Annotated in this window: 12 protein-coding genes and 1 tRNA gene; 6 read left to right on the forward strand and 7 right to left on the reverse strand. The window is 38.1% G+C overall.

The genetic code is table 11. From position 1 onward, the window contains the following. Positions 1-3: 3 nt before the first annotated feature. The gene (locus tag ACLHDG_RS01285; RefSeq protein ID WP_415407185.1) at positions 4-1206 is read left to right on the forward strand and encodes a phosphoglycerate kinase; all 1203 of its coding nucleotides are present in this window, start codon (positions 4-6) and stop codon (positions 1204-1206) included. A 377-nt stretch (positions 1207-1583) separates the two neighbouring features. After that, entirely contained in the window at positions 1584-2273 is a 690-nt protein-coding gene (locus ACLHDG_RS01290) for a triose-phosphate isomerase (protein ID WP_415407186.1), read from the forward strand. Positions 2274-2301: 28 nt separating this feature from the next. Here ACLHDG_RS01290 and nusA read toward each other — a convergent pair whose 3' ends face one another. Beyond that, the gene (gene nusA, locus ACLHDG_RS01295; RefSeq protein WP_415407187.1) at positions 2302-3465 is read right to left on the reverse strand and encodes a transcription termination factor NusA; all 1164 of its coding nucleotides are present in this window, start codon (positions 3463-3465) and stop codon (positions 2302-2304) included. A gap of 197 nt (positions 3466-3662) precedes the next feature. On the opposite strand from nusA, the gene ACLHDG_RS01300 reads away from it, so the two are divergent. From ACLHDG_RS01300 to ACLHDG_RS01315, 4 genes are all read left to right on the forward strand, one after another. Continuing rightward, positions 3663-3902, forward strand: a complete 240-nt coding sequence (locus tag ACLHDG_RS01300; RefSeq protein WP_415407188.1) for an HP0268 family nuclease — start codon at positions 3663-3665, stop codon at positions 3900-3902. A 27-nt stretch (positions 3903-3929) separates the two neighbouring features. Further along, on the forward strand, positions 3930-5228 hold the full coding sequence (gene miaB, locus ACLHDG_RS01305; protein ID WP_415407189.1) for a tRNA (N6-isopentenyl adenosine(37)-C2)-methylthiotransferase MiaB: 1299 nt from the start codon (positions 3930-3932) through the stop codon (positions 5226-5228). Positions 5229-5320: 92 nt separating this feature from the next. After that, positions 5321-5977, forward strand: coding sequence for a lysophospholipid acyltransferase family protein (locus ACLHDG_RS01310; protein ID WP_415407190.1), 657 nt, complete (start codon positions 5321-5323; stop codon positions 5975-5977). Between the two features lie 9 nt (positions 5978-5986). Beyond that, complete coding sequence (locus ACLHDG_RS01315; RefSeq protein ID WP_415407191.1) at positions 5987-6820, forward strand: tyrosine-type recombinase/integrase; 834 nt, start codon at positions 5987-5989, stop codon at positions 6818-6820. A gap of 96 nt (positions 6821-6916) precedes the next feature. Here ACLHDG_RS01315 and tilS read toward each other — a convergent pair whose 3' ends face one another. From tilS to mraY, 6 genes are all read right to left on the reverse strand, one after another. Further along, positions 6917-7891, reverse strand: a complete 975-nt coding sequence (tilS, locus tag ACLHDG_RS01320) for a tRNA lysidine(34) synthetase TilS (protein WP_415407192.1) — start codon at positions 7889-7891, stop codon at positions 6917-6919. Between the two features lie 137 nt (positions 7892-8028). Next, complete coding sequence (rimO, locus tag ACLHDG_RS01325) at positions 8029-9345, reverse strand: 30S ribosomal protein S12 methylthiotransferase RimO (RefSeq protein ID WP_415407193.1); 1317 nt, start codon at positions 9343-9345, stop codon at positions 8029-8031. Between the two features lie 182 nt (positions 9346-9527). Then, positions 9528-10802 (reverse strand): hypothetical protein, encoded by a 1275-nt coding sequence (locus tag ACLHDG_RS01330; RefSeq protein WP_415407194.1) that lies wholly within the window; start codon positions 10800-10802, stop codon positions 9528-9530. Between the two features lie 265 nt (positions 10803-11067). Then, positions 11068-11143: transfer RNA gene (locus ACLHDG_RS01335), tRNA-Phe, on the reverse strand. Positions 11144-11242: 99 nt separating this feature from the next. Beyond that, positions 11243-12451 carry a UDP-N-acetylmuramoyl-L-alanine--D-glutamate ligase gene (gene murD / locus ACLHDG_RS01340; protein WP_415407195.1) on the reverse strand — a complete coding sequence of 403 codons (1209 nt, stop codon included), beginning with the start codon at positions 12449-12451 and terminating at the stop codon, positions 11243-11245. A 2-nt stretch (positions 12452-12453) separates the two neighbouring features. Further along, complete coding sequence (gene mraY / locus ACLHDG_RS01345) at positions 12454-13512, reverse strand: phospho-N-acetylmuramoyl-pentapeptide-transferase (protein WP_415407196.1); 1059 nt, start codon at positions 13510-13512, stop codon at positions 12454-12456. Between the last annotated feature and the right edge of the window lie 133 nt (positions 13513-13645).

Here is a 13645-nt window from a genome sequence, read left to right on the forward strand (position 1 = left end):
GAGATGATGAAAACAATTAAAGATTTAGATATAACAGGTAAACGGGTATTTATACGTTGTGATTTTAATGTACCGATAGACAGTGACGGAAACATTACTGATGATAGAAGAATTCGTGCTGCTTTGCCAACGATCCGTTACTGTATTGACCATGAATGTAAAATAATTTTGGCATCACACTATGGTCGGCCTGAAGCTGGCAAATATGAAGAGAAATACTCTTTGTCTTCTGTGCATATCAGATTGCAAACGCTTTTAAAGCTTGCTGCAAATATCAATATTGCAAACGATGTTGTGGGTGAGGATGCCAAGGCAAAAGCAGCCTCATTGAAAGCCGGTGATGTACTGTTGCTTGAAAATCTTCGTTATGAAGCAGGTGAAACAGAGAATGATGATACATTTGCAAAAGAGTTGGCCAGTTTTGGTGATGTATATATCAATGATGCTTTCGGTGCATGCCATAGAAAACATGCCTCTATTTATGCTATGACCAAAGAGTTTGACACTGAGCACAAAGCAGCAGGTTTCCTGATGAATAAAGAAGTGAATTTCTTCCAAAAAGTAATAGAAGAGCCTGTTCGTCCTTTTGTTGCTATTGTAGGAGGGAGTAAAGTCTCAGGTAAACTAAAAGCTTTGACCAATCTCATTAAAAAGGTTGATAAGATCATTATTGGGGGAGGAATGGCATTTACTTTTCTCAAAGCACAGGGGTATGAGATCGGAAATTCTCTTGTAGAAAATGATCTGCTTGATGATGCCAGAGCGATCATGTATAAAGCTAAAAAAGCGGGTGTAAAATTTTATCTGCCTGTTGATCTTGTGGTAGCTCCGGAATTTTCAGAAAATACAGAAACCAAATATCTCCCTTCCCAGGAGATACCTGCGGGGTGGATGGGATTAGATATCGGTCCTGCATCCAGCAGACTCTTCCGTGAAGTGATTAATGATGCCCAAACTATTATCTGGAATGGTCCGATGGGTGTTTATGAGATGGATAAGTTCTCTAAAGGAAGTATTAAAATGTCACACAATATTGCAGATACACATGCTACAACTATTGTTGGTGGTGGTGATACCGCAGATGTGGCACAAAAAGCAGGAGATGTGGATGAGATGACTTTTGTAAGTACCGGTGGTGGTGCCAGTTTGGAATTGATAGAAGGAAAAGTTTTACCGGGCTTGGAAGCACTGGCATACCAAGAGTGATTTTTCTTCTCTTATTCCCAAGTACAACTTGGGAATAGACGCTACTATCAAAACATCACAGATGCAATAGGGAACCTCTAAAAATAGGTAATACCCACAATGGGTTTTGCAAATGTAAGATTTTGCAAGAGGCTTTCAAGTCCTAGCCATAGCTAAGATAAAGTAAGCATCTTGTGAAAGATTGCGTTTGCAAAGCCCACCCTTCGGGCATCTCTAGCTTTCATCTATGCGTTGTTACTCTTTTTCGACTTAGCTACGGCTAGGACTTCAAAAGAGTGCCTAGCCTAGACAAAAGCTAGAGATGTTGTGGGTATCACCTATTATTAGAGGTTCCCTACAGAGTACCCCTAAAATATTTATTTTTATAAAGGAAACAGATGATCTATGCAGCCAACTTCAAAACAAATCATACACGTAAAACAACTAAAGATTATATAAAAAAACTACAAGAAAAAATTGTCACGAAGAAAACAGAAGACAGTGTTTATATCTTTCCTCCATCCACTGCATTGGATCACTTTGAAGGTGATTTTACTGTAGGTACTCAAAATGCCTACCCTGCACAGAATGGTGCTTATACCGGTGAAATAGGTGTTGAGCAACTCGAAGAGTTTGCTATAAAAACGATTCTTATTGGGCACAGTGAAAGACGAGAGGTCTTAGGTGAGAGCCAAGAGATCGTATCTGCAAAGTTTGCTTATTTTAAAGAGCAGGGATTTGAGATCATCTACTGTATCGGTGAACCTCTTGAGGTACGTGAGCAAGGTGATAGTGCTGTGATGGAGTACCTGCTTGCACAGTTCGAAGGTATAGATACTTCTTATGAAGATCTCATCATTGCCTACGAGCCTATCTGGGCTATAGGAACTGGACGATCTGCAACAGTGGAAGAGATTGCTTCAACACATGAAGCTTTGAAAAAAACAGTACAAAAGCCATTATTGTATGGTGGTAGTGCTAAACCTGCCAATATTAAAGAGATTACAAGTATTCGTGGGGTTGATGGTGTTTTAGTCGGGTCTGCATCTTTAGATGTAGAGAGTTTTTCGCAAATGATACTTTCGTAGGGTGCGTTTGCTAACGCACCCTATAGTCTTATTTAAATAAATCTGCCAATGCAGTTGTATCTTTAGTTTTCTCAGCTTCACCACTCTCTGCTGACTCTGGTTGTCTCTCAGTAACACCTTCAACTTCATTAAGCTCTATGGTATAACCTGTAAGCATAGAAGCCAAACGGATGTTAATTCCGGATCTACCGATCGCTTTTGCTTTTTGGTCTCCGGTGATGTTGATGATCGCTTTTTTCTCATCTGCGTCTACTTTGATACTCTGTGTAATCGCAGGGCTAAGTGCTCTAGTAATGAAGATCTCAGGGATAGGAGAGAATTCAATACAGTCAATGTTTTCACCGTTAAGCTCTTCGCTTACTGCATTGATACGTACCCCTTTTACGCCTACTGCAGCACCGATAGGATCTACATTCATCTGTTCTGCTTTAAGTGCTATTTTAGCTCTCTCTCCAGGGATTCTTGCCGCACCGGTGATCTCTACAACACCATCATCGATCTCTGGAACTTCACTTGCCATAAGTGCTTCCAAGAATTTAGGTGAAGTTCTGGTAAGTTCAAGGAAAAGTCCGTATTCTGGATCAACACTCACATATCTTAGTAAAGCCCTAATACTATCACCACGTTTAAATTTTTCACCTTTGATACGGTTTCTAAGTGTCATAATACCTTTTAGTTCACCGATCTCAACATGTGTGTTGTCATCAGCATCTATACGGTTTACCGTACCTAGCATCACTGTACCGACTTTTTCTCTATACTTTTCAAAGAGATCTTGTTCTACACGTCTTTGTATGTGGTACTCAAGCTCTCTAAAGAGGTTTGCAGAAGCAGTCCGACCATGATCTTCAAGGATGAACTCCTCTTTGAGTTGATCTCCTAATTCAATGGAGTTATCAAACTCTTTAGCTTCACTCAATGATATAAAACCATCTGATTCTATTTTTTCTATATTTGGCTCTCTACCAACCTCTGCAAAAAGTTTCTCATCCCCATCTTTTACAACAGTAATTACTTTGTTTACACTATAGGTTTTTGTATCATTGTCAATGATCACTTCAAAGCTACTTGTGAAAGAAGTAAGTTTTTTGGCAGTGTTTATTAATGCCTCTTTAAATGCTTCTAGCGCATTCTCTTTTGAAATGTTTTTTTCATGTGCAATGGCTTCTATAATATCTAATATTTTTTCCATAATAAATCCCTTTAATAATTATTAGTTAAACTTATTTCAATTAACCGCTACAAGAAGTAACATAACAGTGTTAAGAACGTCTAGGAGGTGGTGTTTTTGAAGAATAGAATTATATCTAATCAAACCTTTACTGAAAATAAAGTATAATATTTGTATTAACGTAAAGAACAAATAGATAAATTTAAAAGGTATTATAGATGAAATTAAAACTTGCTAGGACAACACTTAAGGCGAAACCTAAAACGATTGAGTTGAAAAAATTAGAAGAAGAGCTAGCAAACAAATCTATATTTTATTTTGATAAAGACAACTCACATAAAGAGCTAAAAGAGTTAATAGAGTATTTTGAAGAAAAAGGCTATAGTGTTTATATGCGTGAAGTGAAGTATGGACTTGATGAGAATGAATTTATCTATGAAGTGCATATTATAGCCTAAAATAAACATAAGAAAAAAGAACAATATTTGAGCAAAAAATTATTTATAGAGACACTTGGATGTGCGATGAATGTTCGTGACAGCGAACATATGATCGCGGAACTGAACCAAAAAGAACCCTACGAACTTACCGAAAACCTCAATGAAGCCGACCTTATCATCATCAATACCTGTTCTGTCAGAGAAAAACCTGTTGCCAAACTCTTCTCAGAGATAGGGGTATTTAACAAACATAAAAAGCCAGGTGCTAAAATAGGTGTTTGTGGATGTACAGCAAGCCATCTGGGTAAAGACATTATCAAGAGGGCACCTTCTGTAGATTTTGTACTGGGTGCAAGAAATGTTTCCAAGATCACAGAAGTAGTAGATAAAAAGCATGCAGTAGAAGTAGATACAGATTTTGATGAGAGTACCTATGCTTTTGGTGAATACAGAACCAACCCGTTTAAAGCGATGGTAAACATCTCTATAGGTTGTGATAAATCCTGTACCTTCTGCATCGTTCCTGCAACGCGTGGAGATGAAGTCTCTATCCCTTCTGATCTTCTTGTGCAAGAGATCACAAAAGCAGTAAAAAGTGGTGCCAAAGAGGTGATGCTTTTAGGTCAAAATGTAAACAATTATGGAAGACGCTTTGGCTCTTCTGAAGAAAAATGTGACTTTACCCAACTCTTGCAAAAGATCTCTAAAATAGAAGGTTTAGAGCGCATTCGATTTACTTCCCCGCATCCTCTGCATATGGATGATGCTTTCATACACGAATTTGCTTCAAACCCTAAAATATGTAAACAGATCCATGTTCCTCTTCAGAGTGGTTCTACTGTATTGCTTAAAGAGATGAAGCGTGGATACACTAAAGAAAACTTCTTAAACCGTTGTGAAAAGATACGCAGACTATGCCCGGAAGCAACTATCTCTACAGATGTCATTGTAGGGTTCCCCGGAGAAAGTGATGCAGATTTTGAAGATACAATGGATGTACTTGAAAAGGTACGTTTTGAACAAATGTTCTCCTTTAAATACTCTCCCAGACCACACACTGAAGCAGCAGAGTTTGAAGACCAGATAGACAATACACTTTCCGGAGAACGTCTTACAAGACTGCAGACACGACATACAGAGATACTGGATGAGATCATGGATGCTCAACTTGGAACTGTTCACAGTGTCTATTTTGATGAGTTGAAATCAAACGGAAGAGTTTCCGGACGGACTGATGACGGTAAACTTGTCTTTGTAGAGGGGAGTGAAGAGCTTCTGGGACAGATCGTTGATGTAAAGATCACTAAAACCTCCAGAGGTGCACTTGATGGTGTGCTTGTTTAGGTAGAAAGAAATGACAAGAATTACAAGCGTTAAAACGCAGTGCAATAAATCACTAAATGATTTATGTGAAATTCAGTACAGAGAGGCACTAAATGCCGAATCTTAAAAAAATATTACGTAAGATAGGGGGAGTGCTTATTCCTCCTCTTGCTTATTTGCTGATGCGTATTATTTGGTTGACTACTTCTAAAAAATTTCATTTTATTACACCCATAGGTGAAGAACAACATGTTTGTGTGTGTTGGCATGGAGAACTCTTTATGAGTCCGCAAGCCTATAGGCATATACATAAGAAACACAAAGCATCAGCGATCATCTCCCAGCATTTTGATGGCTCTCTTATTGCAGGTACACTGAATTTACTGGGTATACGACCCTTAAGAGGTTCCACTAGAAAAGGGGCACATCAAGTACTGCTTCAAGCGTTTAAAAGCATTAAAAAAGGCGAAGAAGTACTTATCACACCAGATGGACCCAAAGGACCTAGACATCATATGAGTGATGGAGTCATAGGCATAGCACTTAAAAGTAAACTCCCTATTTTTGTGATGAATTTTACGGCTGAAAGTTTTTGGCAGTTTAAAAGTTGGGACAAGTTCGTTATTCCCAAACCTTTTACAAAAGTTGATTTTTATATACAAAGTATTTCCCTTGAGGGGATGGAACTGGATGTTGCTAAAAAGTATCTCTCAGATAAGATGTTAGAGCATACGATACTTGATAGCAAGCAAGTAGCAAGTAGCAAGTAGCAAGTAGCTATGCAAAAAAAATTATTAGCATATTCTGAAGATTTTTTGGAATATCTATTGGATGTGAGAGGTTACTCTGAAACCTCTATAGTTACCTATGAGATAGCTCTAAGACAGATGATGGAAGTGAGCCATTTTTATGAAGAGGATGGGTTAACAGTTCTTGATATCACTCCTTTTCGTTTCAAAATAGTAAAAAATCATAAAAAAACCATCGTCAAAAAACTCTCTGCTGTGCGCTCTTTTGTGAAATATTTGGAAGACCAGTGCACTATGAGTCTGAAGCTCATAGGAGATGAGTCTATAAAGGTACCTCATAGCCTTCCTAAGCCGATTGAAGAGAAATATATTAATGAGGTGTTGAATAAAGCAAATTTAGAAGAGAAATTGCTTGTATCTATGCTTTATGGTCTTGGATTGCGTATCTCTGAATTAAGTCTTCTGAAATTAGCAGATATCAAAGAGGGATGGGTGCAAATACATGGAAAAGGTAATAAAGTACGAGAGTTACCATTATTGGAAGAACTACAAAAACTTATAGTGGTCTATGTAAAAGAAAAGGGACCTAAAACGTATTTGTTTGAAAAAGGCAATGCACCGATGAACTCTGCGCAGTTACGCTATATACTGACTAAACTTTTTAAAGAGGCGGGACTAAAAGTCACACCTCACCAGTTACGACATTCCTTTGCAACACATCTGCTTAATAATGGTGCACGTATAGCAGATGTAAGTGAACTACTTGGACACGATACTATGGCAACGACACAGGTTTATACGAAACTAGGATCTGTGAAAAAGATGCAGGAGTATATGAAGGCGCATCCGTTGGCAAAATCGTAGGGTGCGTTTGCTAACGCACCGATAACTTCATTTTGTTCGATAAATTAAATTATTTGTGCATATATGATATTTTAAAGGTGCGTTAGCAAACGCACCCTACATGAGATTTTGTATATTTATTTTTTCAAAAAAACAGTACGCTCTTATTTTTTGTGGTACTTTCAAAACTCTACATTTTTCTTTGAATACTTTAGGCATATCAGCAGTAAGATATGGTGCGATATAAAGTGTATCATCTTGTAGCTCAATAGCCCATTCCCCACCAATAACCAAGCTTTTTTCTTTCTCTATCTCTTGACGCTGTGAAGCAGAGAGAAGATAGCCTAACTCTTTTAAAGCAAGATCAGCTGCTTTGACTTTTGCTGAGAGGGCATGTAGTTCTATAACCCTTAACTCTTTTTGGGTGTAAACAACTTCAAAATCTTTTTCAAGACGCTCTTTATCTTTTCTTAGATAGTCAAAACTGCGTTTGATACCTTCTTTGTATTCTGCCATGAGAGGGTCTGCAAACTGTTTTCTAAACTTGTTGCGTTCATACTTTTCATTACTGTTACTCTCATCTACAAAATAAGGATGATCATTACTTTGTAAATAGCTAAGCAGTTCCTCTTTGCTATGTTCAAGCAGTGGACGTATTAACACATAATCGTTTCGCTGGCTTTCAGACTCAAGTCCGATGAGTTCAGAGACACCAGCACCTTTAGTAAGACGCATGAGCAGCCATTCAAGTTGGTCGTTTAGTTGGTGGGCTGTTAGAAGTGTATCGTAAGCATGTTCTATGATAAGTGTTTCAAAAAAAGCGTAACGAAACTCTCGGGCATTTTTTTCAAAGTGTGATGTGAATTTGGGTGCTTTAATAGTGTGACATGTGAGATTATATTTATCTGCTAAAGTTTGTGCATGTGCTTCTTCTTTGTTACTGTTCTCTCTAGTACCATAATTGACTAAAGCAATGTCAAAGGAGATGTTATTTTCTAAAAGTAGAAAAAATAGAGCAGAAGAATCTATTCCCGCAGAAAAGGCAAGTAAATTCTTTTTCTTCCGTAAGTCAGTTACATCAAAATTTAACATTATTTCCCTTATATATAATTCGTGGCGTTGTTTCTCTTTTCATTTTTTTAGAAAAAACGAAACAAAAAATCGTCGTTGTTCTCAAATCGCTTTGCTTTCAAGGGTGTTCACAACGACAAGGCACACTTCGTGTGATTTTATGAATTTATTTTTATTAAGGTTGCCAATAATTGTGACCCAACCAATTCAGTTACTTTTGCTTCATAAGTTTTTCCATATTCTATAGGAAGATCAGATGTATCATTAACAAGGATCTCTCCATCGATGTCTACTGCCCAGTTCAGTGGTCTGGCACTTAAAAGATACTCATGCTCATCACTTTCTCCATCTATAACGATAGTGACTGTTTGAGCTAGCATTTTTTCTAGTGAAGAGAGTGTAGATGATTCTGCTATTTCCCCTAAGATATTAGCTCTTTCATCAATGATCTCTTGATCGATCTGATCCATACTGAAGGCTGTGGTAGTCTCTTCGTTGGAGTAGTGGAAAGTGTTAAATCTGTCAAAGCCGAATGTTTCCATAAAGTTGCAAAGTCTTTCAAAACTCTCTTGTGTTTCTCCTGGGTGTCCTGCTATGACAGAAGTCCTTAGGAATGCACCTGGTTTACTTTTCATGTATTCAAGAAGCTCAATGGTCTTCTCTTCTCCAAATCCTCTTTTCATGGTTTTAAGTACCATACCATCGATGTGTTGGATAGGCATATCATAATAGGTTTGAAAGACTTTAGAGTCAGAAATGGCATCGATGAGCTCAAAAGTGGTCGTACTGGGGTAGAGGTAGAGGATACGTGCACTTTTTACACCCTCTATGGTTTCTACCACCTTGATGAGGTCTATAAGTCCATCCTTGAGTTCCATATCTCTGCCATAGCTGGAACTGTCTTGTGAGATGAAAGAGAAGTCATAAAAGCCCTGTGCTACAAGGTTTGTTACTTCTTTAACAATGGAAGAGAGTGAACGTGAGTGTAGTTTCCCTTTAAAGCTGGGGATGGCACAGAAAGAACAGGCTTGGTTACACCCTTCTGCTATCTTGATGTAGGCATGATAATTAGAACCTGTGATGACCCTTCCTGATGTTTCAGTGGCTAAATAGACCTCTGGAGAGAAAGTACTTTGTTTGGAGGCAATGAGTTCATCTATCTTCTCATAATCACCCACACCTGTAAAGATGTCTATCTCTGGCATGTCAGCCTGGAGTTCTTCTTTGTAGCGTTCAGAGAGACAGCCACTCATGACTAGGATAGAATCTTTCTTGCGTTCATCATGCAGGTTCAGCACGGTGTTGATACTCTCTTCTTTTGCCGCATCAATGAAGCCACAGGTATTGACAATGATCACATCTGCCTGAGTGTTATCATCGGTGATCTCATACTCTTTAAGTCGTCCCAGCATCACTTCGCTGTCGACAAGATTTTTAGTGCAGCCAAGACTGACTAGGTGTAATTTTTTACTCATTTATGCTCATTTATTAGGGTTTTAAACTTTTTCATCATTATAACACAAAGAAAAATGGCTTAGTTAATAGTGAAAGTATAAGTATGAAAAAATATAAAGAAAGTTTGAAGGATTTAAAAAAGAGAGATCAGAGTCAGGCAAAAGCCTGAACTCTAATGGATTGTAACTTTAAGAAGTGATTCTTAGAAGTTATATCTTGCCCAGAAACGTAACATGTTTTGAGTGTCGTCCATTCTGTCATCATCTTGATAAACATATCCAGCGAATAGAGTTGTAGAATCATTAAATACTTTAGTTTTGTATGTAAGATCTAGCTCAGAATATTCACCTTCACCAGCTACATTTCCAGTTACTGCTGGCATATATGCTCCTGCACCGATATCAGAATAACCATATGCTATACCAAATTTACCACCAAGTGCTTTCATACCAGCTCTTGCAACGATTGTATCAGAATCAAGTTTGATAGAGTTTTGGTTAAAGATCATTTGAGTGTAAAGTGGAGTTTTTACACCAGTTCCAAGGTTGTGAATAGGTACCGCACCATCATCTACTGAAGAGTAAGCTAAAGAGGCATCAAACATACCGAAGTTTCCACCGATTTTAGCACCAAATGCTGTTGTATCATTAACACCTGCAATACCTAGATCGTCTGGACCCATTACTACACCACCTTGAAGACCAAGAACAAGTCCGTACTCTGAACCAAAACCATATTTAGCATCAGCCCATAGTACATTTACGTCTTCAGTAACAAGCATATCTGGAGCATAGTACCAAGTACCAGTCAAAGTCAAGTTTTCAATTGATTTATTTTGAATAGTTCCCATGTGAACACCATCATCATTGATCTCAGACCAATTACTAAGATTGAAAACGCTGTTTGCACGCTTAACAAATGCATATACCAATGTAGTATCAGAAATGTCAGTGTTTACAAGCAATGCTGCTTCAAATGTGTTTTTAAATACGTTCCAACCTTCAGAGAAAGCAAATGGAGAAAGTGATTTTGGAAGTAATTGACGACCAACTTTAAGACTTGTGTTACCAATTCCGTAAGTTAAGTATACTTGAGTAATCTCAGCATCGTTTTTGTCACCAGCTGATTGTGGAGTACCATTTACTATTTCTTCTTCAAGACCAAGTGTTCCAAGACCAGAAAGCTCAACGCCAGCTCCGATACCATAGAAAAGATCTTTATTCACTGCACCAAGTTGGATACCAGCGTTAGCTATTGAATTACCAACTCTGTTTCCACCGTCTGCAAGATTAGCTTGCTCAAAAAGGCTACCATTTCCCCATACATCTCTTGTTTGGTAATAAAGTACTGCTTGTCCTGTGAAATCCCAACCAGAAACTTCTACTGGCGCTTCTACTACTGGCTCAACTGGAGCGATATCTCCACCAGCCATAATCATTGTTGACGCTACTACTGAAAGTAATAATGCTTTTTTCATTGTAAACTCCTTAATGTTTTTAATGTTTGTAAGTATAGCACATAATATTTATGAATGTCAAGTAAATCAATGAAAAGTTAACAATAAGTTAATAATTTGTGTCAAATCCCGTAAATACGGCTACTTTTGATGGTTAATTTTTATAAAATGAAGAGGATATCGGGTATTTTTTAATAAATAAGTGTCTTTTTCTTAAGAAAAGTAAATGATTTATTAATGTTTTTGTTAATTTTTGTGAGGTTTTGACGATTTTAGTGAAGAGTAATGGTGGCGCGAGAGGGAATCGAACCCCCGACACAAGGATTTTCAATCCTTTGCTCTACCGACTGAGCTATCGAGCCATGCCTACCTAGCTGGTAAGTGGATGAAATTATAACAGCCAAACCTTAAAGTAAAAAGGAAAAAATTAAAAATCGGGATTTTTTTACTACTTTATTGGTTTAGTCTAGCTGTCTTACTAACTTCATAAAAGTCTCACCTCTGTGTTTGTAAGATTTGAACTGGTCAAAGCTTGCGGCAGCCGGTGAGAGGAGTGCTACACTCTCTAAGGTATGTACACTGTCTATCTGTTTGATAGCCGTTTCTATATTTTGTGACTCTACACTGTCTATATTATAGTGTTTGGCAAGGGTTAAAAGTTTGTCATTGTTTGCCCCTATAGTATATAGTGTAAGCATAAGTGGTTTCATACTCTCAAAAAGTGGGCTTAGATCTACCCCTTTATCATCACCGCCCAGGATGAGATGAATATGTCTGTCTGCATACCCTTTGAGAGCTTGAATCGTGGCATCCATATTGGTTGCTTTGGAGTCGTTGACCCAAAGTCTTCCTTTTGCATCTTTCAACTCTTCCTGCCTGTGTGCATCAAGGGTAAAAGTGTTCATGAGTTCATAGTCAGCTTCATCAAAAAGTACTTTGCTTACTGCAAGTGCAAGCAGGGCATCTTGTAAAAAGGCTGCTTTAAACCGTACTTTAGAACTATCGAGTTTAAAATATTCGGCTACAAATTCATTACTGTCATACTCTACGACATAGGCATTTGTCTTTGGAAGGTTGAGCCCTTTAGGTACCAGTGCAAGCTCACCCTCTTTCATAGTAAGTAGAGGTTTAAGCTTATCTGCTTCGTACTGTTCAGGGGTGCCATGCCAGTCAAGATGGTCCGGGGTGATGGGAAGCAAAAGGTAAATATCCGGTGAAGCTGTATGGGTATGATGTAGTGCAAAAGAGCTGCTTTCCAGTACCCAGATAGGTGCCTTGGTATCTAACTCTGCCAGTGGGGTACCAATGTTGCCTCCACTGAGAGCACCTCTTTTTTCCAGAAGATGTGTAAGCATCTGGGTTGTTGTTGTCTTTCCATTGGTTCCGGAGATCCAAATAGAAAAAGGCATCTCTTTTGCAAAGTAATCATATTCACTCAAAAGATGTTTTGCACTTTTGATAAGTGGGTGGTTTGGTTTTAGACTTGGTGTAGTCACTTCCAGTTGACTTTTTTGGGGATCAAAAAGATGTGAAGGAAAGATATGGTTACCTTCCTCATCAGAATAAGCCTCTTTGACATTGTCATCAAAAAAAGTACATCCTCCACCCAGTTTTTTAGCGATGGCTTTGGTGGTGAGTCCGTATCCGAAAAGGGTTGGTTTGTTTTTCATGATTATCTAAACTTAAATGAAATGAGTGCAAGAATATTTGCGATAAAAGAGATCATCCAAAAACGAACAATAATCTTATTTTCTGCCCATTTTTTGAGTTCAAAGTGGTGATGGATCGGTGCCATAAGGAAGACTCGCTTTCCACGTAGTTTATAACTTCCTACCTGTAAGATAACAGAGACAGTTTCTATCACAAAGATAATGCCTATAAGCATAAGTAGTACTTCACTTTTACCCAGAATGGCAAGATAAGCCAAGAAACCACCGATAGCAAGGCTTCCTGTGTCTCCCATGAAAATTTCAGCAGGGTAGCAATTGTACCAGAGGAATCCCAAAAGTCCACCGGCAAGGGCCGAAGCTAAAATTAACACTTCACCTACACCTTTAATATTGGGAACAAGAAGGTATTGACTGAAAATGGCATGTCCTGTTACATAAACAATAAGACCAAGTGAAACAAGTGCGATAATAGAAGGTACAGTAGCCAGGCCATCAAGACCATCTGTAAGATTGACAGCATTTGTGGTAGCTAAAAAAACCAAGATCCAAAAGGGAATAGCAAAATAACCCAAATCCAAAAGAGGTGTTTTGAGAAAAGGTACATAGAGTTCTGTAGGAAAACCGGCATAGAGCAGTAATCCTGTAGATAAAATAGCTACAAGCATTTGAAGCCCCATTTTTCCTTTAGGTGTCAGTCCTTCCAAGTTATCACCTGCAAGAATTTTGCCTATGTCATCTTTAAACCCAACGAGTCCAAATCCAATAAGTGTGATAAGCCCACCCCAGATATAAAGATTGCTCAGATCCACGGTCAGCAGTGCAGCGATGAGTGCACCGGAAAGAAAGATGGCTCCTCCCATTGTGGGCGTGTGTCTTTTCCCTTCATGTGCAGGAACATATTTACTGATAGGTTGATTAGCATTCTTAGAGATAGCCCATGCTAAATATTTGGGCATGATGAATAGCGTAAGCGCAAATGCAATAAAAAATGCAAATCCTGCACGTACAGAGATATATCCAAAAAGGTTGATATCTAAGAGTTGAGAGAGTTCATATAACATAGGCAACTTTCATTAAATTTTTTTAATTAAAGAATTAAGAAAGTTTATTTTACTATTATTTCAATAAAATATAAGACTTTTACAGCATTCTTGATTTATACTCCAAGGGTATTTCCTATGGGCTTTCAGAATG

Origin of the sequence: Sulfurovum iocasae, from assembly GCF_047716765.1 — a bacterium.
In the GTDB taxonomy this organism is placed as follows: domain Bacteria; phylum Campylobacterota; class Campylobacteria; order Campylobacterales; family Sulfurovaceae; genus Sulfurovum.

What these genes read in the sequence shown, in the direction of transcription:
- ACLHDG_RS01285 (WP_415407185.1), top strand. Translation starts at nt 4, where the DNA reads ATGATGAAAACAATTAAAGATTTAGATATAACAGGTAAACGGGTATTT.
- ACLHDG_RS01290 (WP_415407186.1), top strand. Translation starts at nt 1,584, where the DNA reads ATGATCTATGCAGCCAACTTCAAAACAAATCATACACGTAAAACAACT.
- nusA (WP_415407187.1), bottom strand. Translation starts at nt 3,465, where the DNA reads ATGGAAAAAATATTAGATATTATAGAAGCCATTGCACATGAAAAAAAC.
- ACLHDG_RS01300 (WP_415407188.1), top strand. Translation starts at nt 3,663, where the DNA reads ATGAAATTAAAACTTGCTAGGACAACACTTAAGGCGAAACCTAAAACG.
- ACLHDG_RS01310 (WP_415407190.1), top strand. Translation starts at nt 5,321, where the DNA reads ATGCCGAATCTTAAAAAAATATTACGTAAGATAGGGGGAGTGCTTATT.
- ACLHDG_RS01315 (WP_415407191.1), top strand. Translation starts at nt 5,987, where the DNA reads ATGCAAAAAAAATTATTAGCATATTCTGAAGATTTTTTGGAATATCTA.
- tilS (WP_415407192.1), bottom strand. Translation starts at nt 7,891, where the DNA reads ATGTTAAATTTTGATGTAACTGACTTACGGAAGAAAAAGAATTTACTT.
- rimO (WP_415407193.1), bottom strand. Translation starts at nt 9,345, where the DNA reads ATGAGTAAAAAATTACACCTAGTCAGTCTTGGCTGCACTAAAAATCTT.
- ACLHDG_RS01330 (WP_415407194.1), bottom strand. Translation starts at nt 10,802, where the DNA reads ATGAAAAAAGCATTATTACTTTCAGTAGTAGCGTCAACAATGATTATG.
- murD (WP_415407195.1), bottom strand. Translation starts at nt 12,451, where the DNA reads ATGAAAAACAAACCAACCCTTTTCGGATACGGACTCACCACCAAAGCC.
- mraY (WP_415407196.1), bottom strand. Translation starts at nt 13,512, where the DNA reads ATGTTATATGAACTCTCTCAACTCTTAGATATCAACCTTTTTGGATAT.